This window comes from Pseudomonas zanjanensis, assembly GCF_014268745.2.
Classification (GTDB): domain Bacteria; phylum Pseudomonadota; class Gammaproteobacteria; order Pseudomonadales; family Pseudomonadaceae; genus Aquipseudomonas; species Aquipseudomonas zanjanensis.
The window spans coordinates 856,780-875,282 of record NZ_JABWRB020000002.1 but is presented as its reverse complement, the minus strand read 5'-3'; the positions used below and the strand labels follow the sequence as shown (position 1 = coordinate 875,282).

Here is an 18,503-nt window from a genome sequence, read left to right as displayed (position 1 = left end):
TGATGTACCGCTTTCGCGAGCAAGCCCGCTCCCACAGGGGATTTGTGGTGTTTTTTTAGGGCACGCTCAGGGCAAGTAAAGCCGGAACACCCCACCGCCCAACACACCGCCATTGGCAATCTCGGTCCGCCCGCTCACGCCGCCACGCTGGTGCAACCCGGCGATCCGCGCGGCGAAATACAGGCCCAGCCCGGTGCTGCCGCTGCTGTGGTTGATGCCCTGCACATACTCGGCCTGACGCTCGATCATCTCTGGCGGGTAACCCTCGCCGTCGTCGTTGATGGTCAGCACCAGTTGCCCGGCTTCGTCGCTCACACTGATCAACAGCGCCTGGCGCGCATGGCGAATGGCGTTGTTGATGCAGTTGTCGAGCACCGACGCCACCAACTCGCGGTCGAAAAAGCCCAGCGGGCTGAGCGGATCGACGTCGTAGGTGGCCATGATCCCACGGCTGCGGAACACATCCTGATGGCCGGCCAGTTGCGCCTCGATGAAGTCATCCAGCTCATGGTAGGCCGGGTGCAACGGCAACTGGTTGACGCCGAGCTTGTACAACCCCAGCAACTGCACCATGAGACCGTTGAGATGGGCGAACTCGAACTCGATGACGCCCTGCTCCGAGGTCTGTCGCTCGGATTCGGGCAAGCGCTCGAGCCATTGCCCATGCGCCTGCATGAGCAAGGTCAGGGAGTTTTTCATGTCATGCACGGTCGACGCGATCACCGTGGAAAAATCGAGTGCCTGTTCGCTGTCATTCATCGCCAAATGCCTTGCTTCGCAGTTTTTGATAGCGCGCAAAACGCGCATCGGTATCGGGCATCATGCCCACCAGTTTCAGGCAGGCGCGGCACTCCTGCAGCAGTTCCGACTCCACAGTGGTGTCGGTGCCATGCAGCAGCGATTGCGCCATGTTCAGGGCAATACTGATGTTCTTCGGTTGCATCTTCAGGGCGCGGCGGAACAGCTCTCGCGCCTCCGGCAATGCGCCAGTCTTGTAGACCCGCACGCCTTCGCGGTTCAACTCGGCGGCGGCATTGCCCTGGTTGAGGATGTTCGGGTCATCGGTGAGCTTGGCGATGCCTTGCATCACCGTCGGGTCATCGCCGTAGATCTCCGCGCAGTTCTTGAGCATCGACTCGCCGGCGCTGGTCTGGCCGAGCATTTGCAACTGCTTGGCCACCAGCAACGCGGCCTCGGCGCTCATGAACTGCTCCATGCCATCGAGGCGCTGCAAGGCCTGTTCGGTGAGCTTTTCGGCGGTTTCGGCATCGTTGAGCAACAAGCTGGTGGCCTTCATCAACCGCGCCCGGACCTGCAACCCCGGGTCGTTGAGATTCTCCTTCGCCACGGCGCTGAGGGTCGTGTTGATCTCCAGCCGCGTCCGGGTGTCGAGGCCTTTTTCGCTGCCCTTGCTGATCAGCGCATGGGCCAGGCCGAGGTTGCTTTCCGGGTCCTTGAAGCGCGACTGCGCGCCCTGCCCCACCGCTTGGCGATAGGCCCGGGAAGCCGTGTCGAAGTCTTCGTTGGTCATCGCCAGCTTGCCCAGCAACGACTGACGGCGCACCGCCAGCGGCGACAGGCGCACCGCCTCTTCCAACACGTGCTGCGCCTGCTTGGTGTCGCCTTCGGCCATCAACACTTCGGCCATGCCGTCGTACAACGCCGGCATCATCGGAAAGACTTTCAGGGCTTTTTCATAAACGGCCTTGGCCTGCGTCACCTGGCCGCGCTTGAACATCAACTTGCCCAACCCCGCGTAGGCCCACGGCAACGGGCGATCCGCGATGATCGAGTTGTACAGCCGCTCCAGGGCCTCGTTCTGATTCAGGTCGCGCAACGCATCGGCCCGATAACGCAGGCACAACGGCCCGTAGCGCGGGTCCTGCTTGCACAGGGCGATGCAGGCATTGAGCACTTCCATCGGCTTGCCACGGTCGAGGGCTTGCAGGATCGGCTTGAGCAGGGTCTTGCGCTGCTCGAGCCGCTCCAGCCGCTGGGCCAGGCCGGAGCGGTTGAACGGTTTGGTCAGATACGCGTCCGGCTCGTGCTCCAAGGCACTGAGCACCATCGCCTGACTGGTCTCGGCGGTCACCATGAGGAAAACACTTTCATGGCTGATCAACTTCTCGACCATCAGGTCTTCCAGCACCTGCTGGCCATTCTTGCGCCCATCGCCCAGGTGATAGTCCTGCAGGATGAAGTCATAGCGCTTCTGCGAGCACATGCGCAGCGCCACTTCACCGGTGTCGGCGGTGTCCACGTCCTTGACGCCCAGCTCACGCAGCATGGAGCGGATCGAACTGCGGAAATCCGAGAAATCATCGACGATCAAAAAGCTTTTTTGGTGGTACGCCAGCATCGAGGATGTCCAGGCAAGTAAAAAAATAACCCAATGGCATAACAACGAAACGCCGTGTCACAACCCCGAGGCGCGCAGATGATAGTCACCAGCCAGCAACGTTCAAGGGATTTCAGCACCCGCTTGGCCTGGCTGTGTCGTGACGCGCATTGCGAGCCGAAACGCAGGAGACAACCGGGCTCATCAGGTTATCGGCAGGCGATGGCGTTCCGTTAAGAGGAACATGGGGAGAAACCAAGTACGGAGGACTGGTCGAACACCCGTGGCGAGGGAGCTTGCTCCCGCTGGACCGCGCAGCGGACCTGTTTGTTTGGCGGCTGCTGCGCACCCGAGCGGGAGCAAGCGCCCTCGCCACGATCAGCAGATAACCTCTCCCTCGCCATTCACGCCCTTGAATAACATTCCAGAGAGCTCCGCTCGCTCCAGCCGAAGCTTCACTTCCTCGCTAACGATCAATGCAATGCAGTCCTGGCTTTTTCGCTCAGGATCGGCACAGAGGCATATCCAGCCAAGGAAAAATCCAGACTCACACCTTCCTCACGTACCTCAAGGGCGTAGGTACACGGCTCCATGTACTCGGAAGGGGGATCGATAAAGAGCCAGTTATTGCAGTGTTTTATATCGCCCAGATACCAGCGCTCAGGAAACCGCACGTCTTCCCGCAATAAGTAATACTTCATTTCAGCCCACCGCATGTCATTGCTTAACTGAAAAAAGGGTCGCGCCTGCGTCTAAAGCCCGAAGAAACGCTCGTAGGCCGTTTCCACTCGGACAGCAAGCTGATCAGGAACGGTGACCAGGTTTTCTAGCGCAGCCGTCTCTGCGGACATCAACGGACTCGACACCGCTGGAGCAGTCAAACCCAGTTGCTGTCGGACCTGGAGAATCGCGTGGATCTCTAAAGGCAACAGATCGAAAGGCGCATGCTTGAACTCAGGATCCCAGGCCCCACCGTTGTCTTCAGCGTTGGACAAGTGATACCGACAAAGCGCTTCCAACGCATCAGCTAGCCCTCGCTCATTTGTCCATTCGTCTATCACGTTTTGATAAATCCCCAGATCCATCGACTTGATCTTCGGAAGCGCAGCACCTTGCGAATAGACTGAATAAAGCCAGAGCATGAAAGGTTCAAATCGACGCCGTTCAAGATAGCTCGAATCGACGGCGCCTTTGACGGACAACATTCCGGCAAGCACATCGGCCACGGATGCAGCCAGATCACGACGATCCACCGCGATCAACCCGGCCAGCAAGCACCCCGCAATGCTCAACTGGTTAGTCAGGTTGGGGACGGTTTGGATGCCCTGAAGAAAAATCGTTTTGGAGAAAGCCTTGGCCTTGAGCATCAGCGCCCAATAACGGTACATCATCGAGCGCGAGACCTGCTCCCAGCCAGAAGCCTCTCCGTCACTGATCGCGACTTCGCCCCGAATGCCGTAATAAGTCGCCAGCATCCCCAACGAGTCAGCCACATTGTCCAATCCGCTTAATGAGTCGCTGGCCAGATCCTCATCGATAAAATCAAGCTCTTGAGCCGTCAGGCCTTCCGACTGTGACAGCCAGCGCCGGTGTTGGTGAAGCCGGACGTTGATTTCATCCATTTCGATATACTCCTTTACGCCAGTACAACGTCGTTCCGCTTACCGTGCTCACTCAGGAACGCATCTGTCGAAGGCTCGTTAAGTGAACCCCCAAATTGCACTTAACCAACTGATCCAGCGAAGCCGTCCCTCCAACAAACAATGCCGGCTCAAAGCCGTAGACCTCACTCTCGTCAAGTGCCCCCAACTTCTCTAGCGCTCGATCAAATAAAAAATCACCTTGACCATCCTCCAGATCATAACGTTCCTTATCAGACATAGCGAAAAATGTCTGAATAGCTAGATCTGGATCTTTATTAGGTACATTCAGTTTATTCATCAACGCGACGATAGACCCCGTCGGACATGAAACAACAATTTTTTGATTGTATTTCTCGCCCCAAGCATACAGCGTTCCAAAAGCACTCCGGGCAATAACGTGGTAATTATCTATTTGCGAAAATTCAGTATCGGCTAACCACGTATCGAGCAGGTGTTTGTAATCGTCCGGATCCACCGTCCAGAAAAGTCCATTGGCATACCCACACCAACCTTCTTTCTGCCAATAGTTGAGCAACGCGTCCGGCAGTACCCCACGATATTTCGCGAGGTGGGAGCCAAGCACCTGCCGACGTGATGTTGCTTCACCCATTGCACGAATGAAACACTCAAAATCTTCGTATCTCACCTCCGTGTGATCTCCCGTTGGCAGCTCGAATATATTGTTGACCTATCCACTGCCTTCACAGAAGGCACGCCAGTCGGACAACAAAGACTTCACGTCTAGTTCCCGCCATTTTTGGTGAAAGCTACAATAAATCCGCGCAACCATCACTCTTCGTCCCAGAAGTCCCCTGGTGGTGCATATTCACCATCCCTCAAGATAGCGCACCAACCAAAACTCCTATAAAACATCTCAAGATCAATTATTTCATAAACCCCATCCCCAACGTCCTTCAGGGTAATCAAACCAGACGCATGATGCGTGTACTGCCCCCCCGCCCCTGCAACAGCTCTTAACTCCAATTCTTTCCGATCCCACTCCAACACCACTCCAGACGATTCGGGAATAGTCTCGGCAAAAAAAACCTCAAACTCGCTGGCTATCTTGCATACACAGGGAATCCGTTCCTGTCGGAGCAGCTCATCCGTAACTAAATTTTTGGGAAATTCAACTTTCAACTTCATTACAACGCACTCCGAGGCACAACAACCTCACCTGAAAAATTTTTCTCAAAGGTAGTAACAGGACTAAAATACTGACTGCCATGCGGATCACGAATGGCAACAACTGGGATATTATTTTTTGTTGTAACTCCATCCACGACAACAAAGTGCGAGAAATCAGAGCCTCCGGATTTATCAAAAATAAGCAAAGGGGACAAGAAAAGGGGACAGATTTATTTGGAAACCTAGAAATTAAACAATCCGCCCTTTCCAATAAATTAATCCGCCCCCCCTTTTCCCGCTTTTCCCCAGATATGCCCTCTAGACCAGCCCCAAGATCGGCTTGATCTGTTCATTCATTTCTACAAAAGTCTCATAGGACATGTCCGGCTCATCATTGAGAACCAAATAAACCCCATCCATCAGCCGAACCGCCATACGACACTTGCCTTGCAGTCGTGCAATGACTTCATCAGGGCCATAGCCTAGAGCACGCTGACAAAGGGCTGCATCCCAGAACTGGGCAGGAAATAGCGTATAAATATTGTTACGCCCATCAACATCTATAGTTTTATCCTGACGCAACCGATTGTAAGCCAAGTTATCATCATTCAACCCGCCTTGATAATATAGACCATACAAATCATAGGACACATGAGCCTTATACCCCTTAAACGCCTCAATCACTTTTGGCAAGTGCTCATTCACAACAAGCTTATAATCAATAGCCTTGTTTGATACCTTAAATCCAAAACGCAAGTGCTCGTCATAGGAGGCCCTATCCTCATATATGTATCGATCACCACGATACGCATAGTCCCCCACAAACCGAAGCCCTCTGATAGGAAGCTTAACAGTATAGGTAGCAATCAACCCGTCGCCACAACTCGGGGTGGACGGTAGCTCAAGACCTGCGAATCCTAAAGGAGCACCAATCCGAGACATCCTATCCATGACTTCAGCATGCCGCTGATCTATAGATAAAGCTCTGTCAGGACGCGCATAAAACCATAGTTCTATATCTGCTGCACTCATGGGGTTCTTGTCCTAGTACTAACAATATTATCGAAACCACTGGATCGAATGAAAGCCCTAGCCTGCGCCTCAACTTTCTGGTTAGGAAACTCATATACAACTTTAAACCCAGGATTCTGATCCACAGCAGATTTCACACGCTGCAAAGTATCCATAACCGACTTCTGCGTTGAAGGGCTCCAAATCGCCAATTTTGTCTTTGCATCAATTAACATAACAGATGAACCATCAGCCGCCTTCTCTATTCCGTCAAACTTAACAAAATTGACACCTTTTTCGTTGGGGTTGGTATAGCGCAGAGCCGGCACCGCTCCTTTACCTGTCGCTAAATCAGTAAACGCACCATTGGTACCCGCCTGAAAATCCTGCGCCGCCGGCTTGCCTTTTGGGCCTTCAGCAACATAAATCAGCCCTTTATTTTCACCACCCAAGGCTCTTGCCTCAGTCTCGGTCAGTACCCGGGTATTGAGGTTTGGCAATAGATCATCAGCCTTACTTCCAGGCCCTTTTGCCCCAACACTATACTCCCCCGCATTCTCGACAACCTTCCCATTAACGGTCGTCGTGCCAGGGCCATACCCCCCCTCAAGCTTCTTGCTATACGCCCCCTCCACGCTGGTCCAGTTCATCGGCTTACCGGCCGACACTTCAGCTTTGGCAATGTTGGCCATATCGGCCATTTTTTCAAGCTCTTTGGCCCCCACCTTGATCCCGGTTTTCGCCAGCGCCACGCCGCCCTTGGCCGCCGTGCCCACGCCCGTGGCGATGGTGCCGACTTGCCAGACCAGCTCGCCAATATCCTGGCCCAGTTGCACGGCACGTTCGTCGCCGCCGTGTTCAAGGGCGTCTTCGATACGTGCGATTTTGGCTTTGGCGTCACCGACCATTTCATCGCCTAATCTTTGGCGCGCCTCGGGATCGTCGATCAAGGCTTTGATACCTTTGATCCCTTCAACCGGATTGAGGAGGAATTGCGCCAAGCCTTCGACATCGCTCCAACCCGCCTGCGCCAAACCTTTGCCCACGCCGAAGCGGGTCAGGACGTCTTGTTTCTTGTGGATGTACGCCCACTTGGCGATCACCTGCGCTTTGGCCCCGAGACCGTCAGCCGCGCTGTACTCCTTCTCCGCCTGAACCCACTGCTGAGTCGCCAGCCAGTTGTTGTCTACCGCAGCGCCCGCCGCACTGTTGGCGGTAGCCGGGTCGAGCGAGGAGCTGGTGGCGGCCAGCCCGGTGACAATGCTGACGATCAGGTTGCGCTTGGCCTCACGCTGGGCTTCGCTTTCATCGGGGCTGGCTTCGGAGAACAGACCAGTGAGCAGGCTCGACGCCGCCGCGCCTGCAGCACCGCTGCCACAACTCTGGCTGCTGGCGGCGGCGCCCGCGCAGGCGACGATGCCGTGCAGGGCGGCGTGCAGTGGCGAGCCTTCGGTGAGTTTGCCGTCCGCCACCAGGTCGCCGATGTAGCCGGCGCCCTGCTGCTGCAGGTAGTTGACCACCAACCCTTGGACGAAGGCACTGTTGCCGCCGCTGATGTTGCCGCTGGCCGCGCCGACCAGGGCGGTGGTGATCTGCCGGTAGGTGCCGCCCGCGCCCCACTTGTCGGCGATGCCGCTGGCTTCGGCATTCAGCCGCTGAGCGCTGCCGAGCAGCGCCAGGCGTTCGGTGTCGGTGAGTTTGGCGTTGGGGTCCAGGGCCGCTGCCTGAGCTTCCTTGGCCTGTTTGCGCTTGAGGTCGACTTCCTTGGCCTTGTTGGCGAGCAAGGTGCTGGCTTCGTTGGCGAACGCCCCGACAATCTCGAAACCGGCACGGATTTCGTCTTCGTCGAAGATCGGCTTGAGGGTGTTGGTGGTGTCGCGATCGCTGGAAACATCGCGGTTGAGGCTGGCGATAGTTTGCTCGCCGTTCTTGCCGGTGCGCTTCTGTTGCTCGGCGTCGTTGCTGATGACAATGGTGCCGCCACTGATGCCGCTGCGGGTGACGCTGCTGGCGTCGTCGCTGGCACTGATGGCGATCGGCATGGTGGCGCTGAAGTCGTTGTCGTTTTTCGGCAGGTCGGTGCCCGGGGTTTGCGTGCCGCCGCTGGTGGCGTTGCCCTGCTGGTCCTTGCCGACCTCGCGATAGCCGCCACCGACGCTGACGGTGCTGGCGTCGTACTCGGCCTTGTTCTTGATGTCGCGGCTGGTGAGGCTGGCGGTGACCAGGCGATTCTTGCCGTCCTGCACGGCCTTGTCGCTGCTGGCGATGACAGCGCCGACCAGATCGGTGTTGCCCCCCACGCGAATGTCAAAGCCGTCGTCCCCGGCCTTGATGCCCGATTGCTCGGTCACGCTGGCGTAGTTGGAGTCGATATCCGTGGCACCGAAGCTGCCGCTGGCACCACTGATCGTACTCATGCCTAAGCAGAACGGCGGAATGCACAGGCTGATGCCAACGCCCAGGCTCTTCTCATCGACCACGTAGGTGTTGGTGTCTTGCAGGCTTTCGATGTTCAGGTCGCCGCCAACATCGGCCAACACTCGCTTGCCGCTGGCCACCGCGCCTTTGAGGTTGGTGTCACCGCCCGAGGACAGCAACAACTGGTTGCCCGCCTGGACATGGGTATTGGTGTGGGTGAGGCCATCGCCATCCGCCTGGCCACGGCTGCCGGATGCCCCCAGATCCAGGGTGAAACCGTTGCGAGCACCGAGAGAAAAGCCGATGCCGATGCTGGCGCTGCTGCCTTTGCTGTCGGTTTCCTGTTTGTCGATATTGCGCGCGGCGAGCAGGTTGATGTCACTGTCCGCCAGCAGGCTGGCGTTGCGGCCGGCCTTGATATCGCTGCCTTGCACGGTGATGTCGCTCGCGGCGCCAGCTCCCGTGGCGCGCAGGCGAACGTCGTTGCCAGCGGTCATGGTCGAGCCGGCCGCGCTGTCGCTGGTGTAGGTGGTGGTGCTTTCGTTCTTCTTGGTGCCCAGCGACAGGCTGATGTTGATCCCACCCACCGCGCCCGGGTCCATCGCCACGGCGGTAGCGGCATTGTTGGTCGCCAGTACGGCGGTGGCGGCGGCCAGGGCCTTCATGCGCCCGTCGTCGGTTTTTTCCGATGCCCGTTTCATTTGCTGGGACGTCTGGATCGCGCTGATCACCGGGTTGGTCACGGTAAGGGTGAACCCGGTCTGCTTGAATAGGGTTTCCCGTTCGCGCTCGCGGGTGTTGCGCGCCTCGACGACGTCGATGGTCTGCGCCGTGACGTCGATGTTGCCTTGTGGTGCCGATACCTGGCTGCCCACTTGGCGGTAGCCCTTGCCCGCTTCGATCAGCACATCACCGGTGGTCGAGCCGACCGTGCTCGCCACGGCCGTGTGCTCCGTGGTGAGGTCCTTGACGCTCTGTTGCTGGGTCCCCATGGTCACGGCGATGCCACCGCCGCTGAACAAGCCACTTTTCTTCACGGACTTGTCATGGCGTTCGCTGCTGCTGGCGGTGTCGGCCTCGATGTTGACGTTGTTGTCCGCCACCAGCACCGTCTGGGTCGTGGACACCACGTTGCTGCCCTTGAGGTTGATGTCGCGACCGGCCTGCACATAGGTCTGCTCGCCGCTCAGGGTGGAGCCTTCGACCGAGGTCTGGCTGATGGTGTCGCGGGTGGTGGTGGTCTTGCTGGAGAACATCCCGTTGCTGCCCTTGACCTTGTGGGCTTCATCGGCGAACTGGTAGTTCTGGCCGGCGGTCAGGTTGACGTCGCGCTTGGCCTCGGCAAACACCGCGCCTTGCTCGCTGGTGACCTGGGCGGCGCGGGCGTTGAGGTCCTGGCCGGCGCTCAAGCGCACGTCGCCCTGCCCTTGGATCTGGGAGCCGACTTCGGTCTGGCTGGCATCCTTGCGCCAGTTGCTGCTGTTCCAGGCCAGCGCTTGCTCGTGGGCTTCGCCGACGGTGGCCAGGTTGATGTTCTTGCCCGCCTCCAGCAAGGTACTGCCGCCCTTGCCGGCATTGACCACCTGGGCTCCGGTGAGGTTGAGGTCGTTGCCGGCACTTACGCCCATCGTGCCTTGGGCGCCGCTGACGAACAGCCCGGCCACCCGCGACAGGTTGGTGCGGGTGCCTTGGGCGCTGCTGCTGTCCCGGCTGCTGGAGATGACGTTGACGTCCTGCCCGGCCTTGAGCGACAGGCTGTCCACGGCACCGATCAGGCCGCCGAGGTTGTTGAGGTTTTCCCGCGCGGTGAGCGAAACCTTGTCGGCCTGGATGCGCCCGCCGAGGTTTTCGATGTTCTGCGCAGTGATCGCCATGACACTGCGCCCGGCCAGGCTGCCACTGTTGACCAGGTCGCCGGCGATGTTCAGGTTCAACTGCTGCCCGGCGATCAGGGCACCGGAGCCGTTGAGGTCGCCCTCCTGGACCCGTACGTACACTTGCGGCACCAACACGTTGCGGGTGTCACCGTTGGCCAGGGTGACCTGCTTTTGCACCAGCCAGACGATGTCACTGGTCAACTGGGCCATCTGCGCGGAGGTCAGGGCCACGCCGGGCACCAGTTGCCATTGGCTGGCGACGGTCACGGCGTTGTCGATCAGGGCGCGGTATTGCGCTTCGTCATTGGCGTAGCCGTCGAGGAAACGTCGGCCGGTGAGTTGCGCGATCTGTTCACGAATCAATTTCTGTTCGTAGAAGCCGTCGCCCAGGCGTTGTTGCGTCAGTGCCGGGTCGACTTGCAGGCGCTGCAGCATGTAGTCCGATGACAGCCAGGTGCGGTAGCTGGCAAAACGCGGATCGGTTTCGATCAGGTAGCTGCTGGTGTTCTGTGGGTTGGTGCTGAACAGGCTGTTGTTCGGCAATGCCAGGGAGGGCCCGCCACTGCGGATCTGCTCGGCCACGCCCTTGCTGTTGAGGGTGGTCTGGGCCGCGACCTGAACGATGGGCGCCACTTGAAAGGTCCTGTCGATCGGAGCGCTGACCGTGCCCGTGGCGGCGATCTGTGCGCCGACGCCCTGTGTGGCGCGGGCGCTGATCTGGGTGCCGGTGCCGTTGCCGGCGGCGTTCTGGGCGAACACGGTCGGTTGCAGGGTGATGTCCTGGATCAACGGCGCAGGCGTATAGGCCGTGACGGCTGTTCCCTGACGGTCCCGACCCTTGCGCTGGATGCGATAGAAGCTCGTTGCCGTGCCGCTGTCGGTGGTGGTGCGCTGGCCGGTCAGTTCGGTGTTGGTCAGGTTGGTAATGTTGGCCTGCAACAACCCACCGGCAATGATGCGGCTCTTGTCGTTGAGCACATCCCCTGCATTGATCTGCATCGTCCCGCCCGAGAGGATCTGCGCCGGTGCCGAGGTGGCGATCTGGGTTTCCTGGACCACGCGAGTGTAGTCGTAGCGGTTCCAGCTATCTTTGCTCCCCTCAGGCGTGTTGAGGTAATTGACCTCGTTGTAGCCCACGGAAATCTGGTTGCCCTGGTAACGGTTCGGCGAACCGCTGAGCTGGAATTCCTGCAAGGCGGTGCGGCTGACTTCCACCTGTTGGGTACTGAAGTGTTCGTTGGTGTTGCGCACGCTTTGCACATCGAGCGACAGGTTGCCGAGGGCCTCGATGGTCGCGCTGGCGTTGGTCAGCAGTTGGGCCCGGTCCTGGGCCTTGTCAGTGGCGCTCAGCGCACCGCCAATGGCGAGGTCCCCGGCACTGAAGATCATCGCCTGCTCGCGGTTGTCCAGGGTGCCGGTGCCAATGTCCAGCGACTCGCGGGCGGCGATGGTCGCGGCGACGCCATTCTCATCGCGGTTGCTCAGAGCCGAAGTGGCAATCGCCAATCGGTCGCCGTATAGACGTCCCGTGCCCAGGTTATTGAGCGACAGCGCTTGCACACGCACTTGCTGGCCGTCGATCAGGCCACGGTTGGTCAAGCTGTCGTTGACGGTCAGGCGAACCTGGCCGGCGCTGATCTCGCCGTTGGCGGCGTTGTCCAGGGTTTGCGCGCGCACCAGCAGGAGATTGCCCGCCAGCAGTTTTCCGCTGTTGTTGAAAGCCCCTTCGGTGCTCAGGTCAACCTTGCCATTGGCCTGTATCTGTCCGCTCAGGTCCAGGCCATTTTGCAGGCTGAACGTCAGGTCCCCCAGGCTCAGGGCTCGGCCGGTGCCCGAGTAATAGGCGGCGTTGAGCGACAACAAGCTGCCGGCGAGCAAGGTCCCATTGAGGTTGTGCACCGCCTGGCGACGTTGCGCCGGATCGCGATCGGTGATGGTCAGGCCGGCCCCCGAGGAAATCAGGCCGCCCTGGTTATCCAGCGCTTGGCTGACGCCGATGGACAACCCTTGGTCGGCGCGCACGGCTCCGGCCTGGTTGCCGAAGGTGTCGAACACCAGGCTCATGGCACCGCCTTCAAGGCCCTGATTGGCACCTTGGGTGGCGCTGTTGTCGAGCACGCCGGCAGTCACGCCCAAGGTGCCCGCGCTGCGCACCAGTCCGCCCTGGTTGCTGAGCGTATCCCCCAGCGCCAACTGGACATCGCCGAGGCCCTGCAATTGACCGCCGCGGTTATCCACCCGGGCGCCTTCGACCTGTACGCTCTTCTGGCCAATGATCTGGCCGCCGCTGCCGTTGGTAACGTCGGTGGCCTTGAGCACCAGCGCGCCCTTGGCACCGAGGAAACCGGCGCTGTTGTTGAAATGGGCACTGTGGATTTCCACCGCGTCCTGGCCGCTGATGCCTTGGGTGGTGCCGGACTGAAGGTTGTTCAGCGCCTGGGTGCCGGTGTCGATGAACAGCTTGCCCTTAGCCTGGATCAGGCCCGCCGCGTTGCGCAATTCACCGCTGCGCAGGTCGAGGGTCGCACCGGCATTCAACGTGCCTTGGCTGTTGTCCATCAGCAGGCCGCGGCTGTCCAGGTCCAAGGCTCGGCCACTGATGACCCCGCGCTGGTTGTTCAGGCCCTCGGCCGACAGCGTGATATCGCCCAGCGCTTCAAGGCGTCCGCCGCTGTTGTTCAGCGCATCCGCCGAGACGGTGACCTGCAACCCGGACTTCACCGACCCCAGCACGCCGTTGGTGTTGTTCAACTGTCCGGCGATGATCTCCATGCGCTGGGTGGCGGCGAGCGTGCCGCCGATATTGTCCAAGCGGTCGAACGTCGCGTGCAGCTCACCGCCGGCACTCACGGTGCCTTGGGCGTTATCCAGCGCCTTGCCGCTGACCTTTGTCGTCCCACTGGCGGCCAGCGTGCCACCGCCGTTGTTGACCTTTTCGTCGGCCGTGACGGTCAAGTCACCGCCATCGGTGGCGAGGACTTTGCCGCCCTGGTTGTTCAGCGCGCCGACCTTCAGCACCACTGCACCAGGACTGCTGACTTGCCCGGCCTGATTGTCGAAGCGTTCACGGGCAGTGACCTGCAACGGTTGCGCGCCGGTCTGGAGAATACGTCCACGCTGGTTGGACAACGTCGTGGTGTCGAGCGTGATCTGCTGGCCTTGGGTCAGGCCATTATCGACCACCACCTCGCGGGCCTTGACGCTCAATGTGCCATTACTCGCCAAGGTACCTTTGCTGCCGGCCAACTGGGTGGCCTGGATGTCCAGGGTGCCTTTGCCGGCGTGCTCGATCTTGCCCGTGCTGTTGTCGAGCCGGTCGGCGCCAAGTTTCAGGTTAGTGGCATTGGAGGCAATCCGGCCGTCGCTGTTGTCGAACGTGGCGGTGGCCTTGATCGACGTGTCGGCCATGCCGGTCTGCACCAGCTCGCCGCCTACATTGGAAATATCCCGCGCGCGCATTTGCAGGTTACCTGCGGTGACCTTGGCCGTATCGGTGCGCAAGGTCTTGGCCGCTTTGGTATTCAGCACTTGGGTCGCATCGACCCGACTGCCAGTGAGGTTGGCATCGCCGGTGCTGGCCGTCAGGGTCACATTGCGGCCCAGGGTCTGGCTGCCGCTCAGGTCCAGGTCAGCCGCCTCGACGCTGACATCGCCGCCAGCCAGATTCTGGCCCTGCGCCTTGACGGTGGCGGCCCGTAGCGCGAGGTTGCCGCTGCTGCCCAGTTTGCCGTCCGCGCCGACGCCCGCCGCCAGGCTCGAGGCCGTGGTGCTGCGGATGGTCTTGGCGGTCAGCGTGGTGTTGGTCTGGCTGGCAACCGTGCCGCTGTTGTCGATGTCACCGGTGCTGTCGAGCCTCAGGTCGCCCTTGGCGTAGAGCGTGCCGCTGTTTTCAACGCTGGTGGCAGCAACCCGGGTCGCCGTTGTGCTGCTGATGGCGCCCTGGTTTTGCAACTTGCCGTCGGCGCTGATGACCACCTCGCCCGCCATGGCGCCGATCTGCCCGGCGTTGCGCACACCCACGCCGGACTCCGTGCCCACCAGCATGATCTTCCCGGCATACATGCCGCCGAGCTTGGCCACGTCGATGGCAACGGTGGGTTTTTCTCCCTCGGCGCCTGGTAGCGGCGTGGCCTGGGTGTTGTCGGCATTGACCTGATTACGTCCGGCCGTAACCTTCAAGTCGTTGGCCCACACCCCGGCGTTGACTTGTACCGAACGGGCAATCAGATCCGTATAGTCGGCCTCGCGGGCGTCCAGGCCTTTGCCTTCGATGTTGATGGTCCCGCCCTGCACGGTGTAGCCGGTGATGCGACCGTTCTCCAACTGCGCCCGACCGGTGCTGAGGGTGGCCCGATCGGCGTTGATGAAGCCGCAACCGTTGCAGGTGATACCGGACGGGTTGGCGATCACCACTTCGGCGCGCTGGCCGGCGACTTCGACGTAACCGCGCAATTGGCTGGGATTACTGGAATTGACTTCGTTGAGGATGACCCGCGCGCTACCATTGCCCAACATCGGATTGCCTTCGATCCAACCGCCCAGTTTCGTCTGGCTATTGCTCGCGCCATTGTTGAGGATTACCCCGCGGCCATCGACGTCGAACTGGTTGTAGGTGTTGCGCGAGACACCGCCAGCGCTAGGCGCGCGGATATTCACCTGCGGCGTGCCGTTGGCGCTTTGTATGATCACCGGTCGCTGGCCAGCCGGCGCGCCCGAGTCGGCGACGATGGTGCCGGCCCAGGTCGGCGCCACGCTCAAGGACACCAGGCCAATCGCTGTCATCAAGGCAAAGCGCAACGCCCCGAGCGTCGCCGTGCAAGCCGCTGCGCCCGCCGCCGGGCCAGAACGAGTCCCCGGCGCCTTGACTTGGCTGGTAACGTTCTCGGCCACTACCATCAACAGTCCGCGAGCCTTGTTGAAAACGATTCGGTACAGATGCTTGTTCATAGCAATTCCATTTGCGGAGCCAGCCCGCACGAGCAGTGGTTGGAGTTACGCTTCGATTGCCAGCGGGTGGGCGGCAAACCAGGCCTGGGCCTGTTCGGGAATGACCCCGATGCCTTGGAATGTCTTGACCCGCAGGCCGCGCTCGTCACCTCGGTGATAGAGGGCACGGGCGCAGCGATCGATAAAAAGATGCCGTTGCAACAAGCGGCTCAATACCGCCGTGTGGCCAAAGGGAGCGACCCAGTCGTTGAGCCAGAGGCGCTCGCCGCTGTTCCAGTCGTCTTGGGTCAGCGCCAGTGGCGACTGGCGCAGGTAACGTTGCTCCGCCGCCTCGTCGAGGTTGAGCCAGGACAGGTAGAACACCGGCTTGCCGTGTTCCGAGCCGAGCACGAACTGGCGATGCTTGAGGGCCGGCAATAGCAGCGTTGGCAAGGTGTGCAACGGCGCATCGCGATGGGCCTTGGAGTGCATCCACAACCAGGTGGCGGAGCCGAACACCGCGGCTTCGCTCCAAGGCTCGTCGATCAGGCCGGGGGCGATAATGTCTAGCGTCTCGAACTGCATGGGATCACCTCAGAATGACCAGATGACGGTGAACGCGCTGGTCACGTTGGCTGTCTCGAAACCATCGGGCTTCTTCAACGGCGTACCCACCGACCAGTCATAGGACAGGCTCTTGTAACCGCCGCGTATACCCACCACGGCCCCCGCCAGGCGCTGGCCGATCAGGAACTCACTGGCTTGGCCGCTGACCTCGCCATAGTCGATACCGGTGTAGAGTTCCTGGCCGGTCTGCCCCAGGGACAGGCCGATTTCGTTGCGCAGGGTCCAGCCACGGTCGGCGGACAGAATGTTTTCACCATCGAAGCCGCGCACGCTGTAGCGCCCGCCGATGGAGAAACGATCCTGAGGCACCAGCGGCGTGCGGTTCCATTGCGCGCGCCAGCCGCCGATGTAGCGCAGGCGCTGATCGCCAACCTGGAACGGCACCTGCAATTGGGCATCGGCGGTGATGATCTGCGAGCGCGACGTGCCGGCGTCAAAGTCTTCTTCAGGCGCCCTGAGCGCATCATGGGCACCGGTGCCGCGACGATAGGCGACGCCCAGGTCAAGAATCGAAGCGCCAATGAACTCCCGATGATCCAACCCCAACTGCCAACCGGCCATGCGGCGTTTCTGGTTGCCGACTTCGGTGTCGTCGATGAAGTTCTCAGAGGAGCGCGTCCACAGGCTGCCCCAGGCCGTGGTCTTGCGAACGGCGTCGCGGTACAGCAGGCGTGACAGGCGCACCTCGTTGTTGCGACTCTCGCCCCGGTACTGATAGGTCTGGTTGGCGCCGGCGACCGACTGTTCGTAGTTGTATTCGCTGCTGGTGAACCCCAACTGCCAATAACCGAACGGCAGCGAATAATGCAGCGTGCTGCCATCGGAGCCGCGATGGCCGGACTCGCCACCGCCCAAGTCATGGTTGACGCTGGCGTAGAACAAATCGTTGAGCGACAGCAGGTTGTCCAAGGACAGCGACACGTTGCCCTGGTATTTACCCGTGGTCTTGCTGCCCGAATTGTCCACCGACAGGCTCACCCGAGCGGGGAACCGCTGGCTCCAGGCGATTACCACGTCGCTCTCACCGGGTTTGGCGTCGGCGGCACGGGCGGGCGCGATCTTGATGTCGGCCTCGGCGGTCGGCACGCGCTTGAAGTTCTCCAGCGCCTGCTCGATGTCGCGCAAGTTGAGCAGATCGCCAGGACTGGCCGGCATCGCGTTCCAGGCATTGGCTCGGGAGCTGGTGCCCTCTTCGAAACGAATCTCACGGATGCGCCCCGGCACGAGGGTCAACACCAGGACCCCACTGTTCAGATCCTGGGCTTCGGCCAGTACGCGCGTGGTGACGTAGCCGGCCTCGATGATCGCATTCTGCATGCGTTTCATCGTCAGGTTGATCCCGCCGCCACCGAGGCAACGGCCAATGGCCGGATCATCCTTGGGGTTGGCGGCGCGCAACGCCCACTGGAATTGTTCCGACGCTTCGCCGATCAGGCGAATGTCATTGATGGCGAAGCAGGGACTCTCCTTGGCGGGCAAGCGCTCGACACCTTCATCCACGGGTGTCGCCTGCAAGCGCACGTCCGGCCGGGACTCCAACTGTTCCCTCAACACTCGTTCGCGTTCCTGCTGGCGCAGCAGCTCTTCTTCAGGCCCAGCCGCCTGTGCAGCGCTCCACGCGCCCGTCATCCAGGCCGCCATCAACAGCAGTGCGAGACGCCTGGCGTTCTGTGCGGATGAACGGGTTGCGTCAACACAACGGCGAGGGCTGCTCGGTTTACGCGTTCGGCAGGGTGCGGCTGGCTGCATGTCACATCCTTGTGGCCTGAATCAAAGAAACGGTGGGTCAGGCCTGCGAAATGCGGCACCGACATCGGTAAAAAAGAGGTAAGAATCCATCGGCTACGAAGGAAAAGTCCTACAACGTACCGAGACGGTCAGATGGCAGAGGGGGGAGAAAGTTTCGCGTTACCGAAACAGGCTCGGTAAAAAAGAGCAAAAATGGGCAGTCGATCACAGCCTGAGGAAATGAAGAGTGGTGCAAGGCACGCATGGCGCGCTGAAGGCGAAGATGATCGTGCGCAGATGGGGAATGCAAGCAGGGGAAAGTGAGCGGCAAACACGCTAACCCACTGTTTATAATGGTGTCCCAGGGCAGGTTCGAACTGCCAACCTTCCCCTTAGGAGGGGGATGCTCTATCCAATTGAGCTACTGAGACACGAGTCGACCACGAGGAATGCGGTGCGCGGAACGGCGTGCATGTTAACGACCTGCCCTGCGTTTGTCATGTCGTCCCTTTTTTTAAGTGTAGGCAAATGGTACTGCTCGGAAGGCTGGATAGGCCAGACAGCCATGCCTCGGCCACCATTCATCTGCCCCAGGCTTGTTCATCCTAGTAAATCGGCCATTTGCCACTATCCTGTACAAGACAGGGACGGCAGGCGTTTTTGTCCATTTCCGTTATCCGCCAGACGGTATGGCACAACGACACAATCTGACGGTCACAAAATGCGAACCTGTTGTTTTTTCCAACCAGTCCGCATTTTTTTGATGAAAGGTGCTGGCATAACGCCTTTACCCGGATCAGAATTTGT

At 60.0% G+C, this 18,503-nt stretch carries 10 protein-coding genes and 1 tRNA gene; all 11 read right to left on the bottom strand.

Annotation, left to right across the window (positions count from 1 at the left end):
* Positions 1–66: 66 nt before the first annotated feature.
* Entirely contained in the window at positions 67–759 is a 693-nt protein-coding gene (locus tag HU715_RS19700; RefSeq protein ID WP_060741029.1) for a sensor histidine kinase, read from the bottom strand.
* On the bottom strand, positions 752–2,359 hold the full coding sequence (locus tag HU715_RS19695; RefSeq protein ID WP_186707053.1) for a tetratricopeptide repeat-containing response regulator: 1,608 nt from the start codon (positions 2,357–2,359) through the stop codon (positions 752–754). Before HU715_RS19695 ends, HU715_RS19700 begins: the two co-directional genes overlap by 8 nt.
* Positions 2,360–2,811: 452 nt before the next feature.
* Positions 2,812–3,039 (bottom strand): hypothetical protein, encoded by a 228-nt coding sequence (locus tag HU715_RS19690; protein ID WP_186707054.1) that lies wholly within the window; start codon positions 3,037–3,039, stop codon positions 2,812–2,814.
* Between the two features lie 51 nt (positions 3,040–3,090).
* The gene (locus HU715_RS19685; RefSeq protein WP_186707055.1) at positions 3,091–3,960 is read right to left on the bottom strand and encodes a hypothetical protein; all 870 of its coding nucleotides are present in this window, start codon (positions 3,958–3,960) and stop codon (positions 3,091–3,093) included.
* 52 nt (positions 3,961–4,012) lie between these two features.
* Positions 4,013–4,627 (bottom strand): GAD-like domain-containing protein, encoded by a 615-nt coding sequence (locus tag HU715_RS19680; RefSeq protein WP_186707056.1) that lies wholly within the window; start codon positions 4,625–4,627, stop codon positions 4,013–4,015.
* A gap of 143 nt (positions 4,628–4,770) precedes the next feature.
* The gene (locus HU715_RS19675; protein WP_186707057.1) at positions 4,771–5,127 is read right to left on the bottom strand and encodes a hypothetical protein; all 357 of its coding nucleotides are present in this window, start codon (positions 5,125–5,127) and stop codon (positions 4,771–4,773) included.
* Positions 5,128–5,427: 300 nt separating this feature from the next.
* On the bottom strand, positions 5,428–6,141 hold the full coding sequence (locus HU715_RS19665; protein WP_186707059.1) for a hypothetical protein: 714 nt from the start codon (positions 6,139–6,141) through the stop codon (positions 5,428–5,430).
* Positions 6,138–15,362: a two-partner secretion domain-containing protein gene (locus HU715_RS19660; protein WP_225917658.1), complete on the bottom strand. Its 9,225-nt coding sequence runs from the start codon at positions 15,360–15,362 to the stop codon at positions 6,138–6,140. Before HU715_RS19660 ends, HU715_RS19665 begins: the two co-directional genes overlap by 4 nt.
* A gap of 45 nt (positions 15,363–15,407) precedes the next feature.
* On the bottom strand, positions 15,408–15,926 hold the full coding sequence (locus HU715_RS19655; RefSeq protein ID WP_109753925.1) for a toxin-activating lysine-acyltransferase: 519 nt from the start codon (positions 15,924–15,926) through the stop codon (positions 15,408–15,410).
* A gap of 9 nt (positions 15,927–15,935) precedes the next feature.
* Positions 15,936–17,597 carry a ShlB/FhaC/HecB family hemolysin secretion/activation protein gene (locus tag HU715_RS19650; protein ID WP_186707060.1) on the bottom strand — a complete coding sequence of 554 codons (1,662 nt, stop codon included), beginning with the start codon at positions 17,595–17,597 and terminating at the stop codon, positions 15,936–15,938.
* 453 nt (positions 17,598–18,050) lie between these two features.
* A tRNA-Arg gene (locus HU715_RS19645) sits at positions 18,051–18,127 on the bottom strand.
* Positions 18,128–18,503 lie beyond the last annotated feature (376 nt).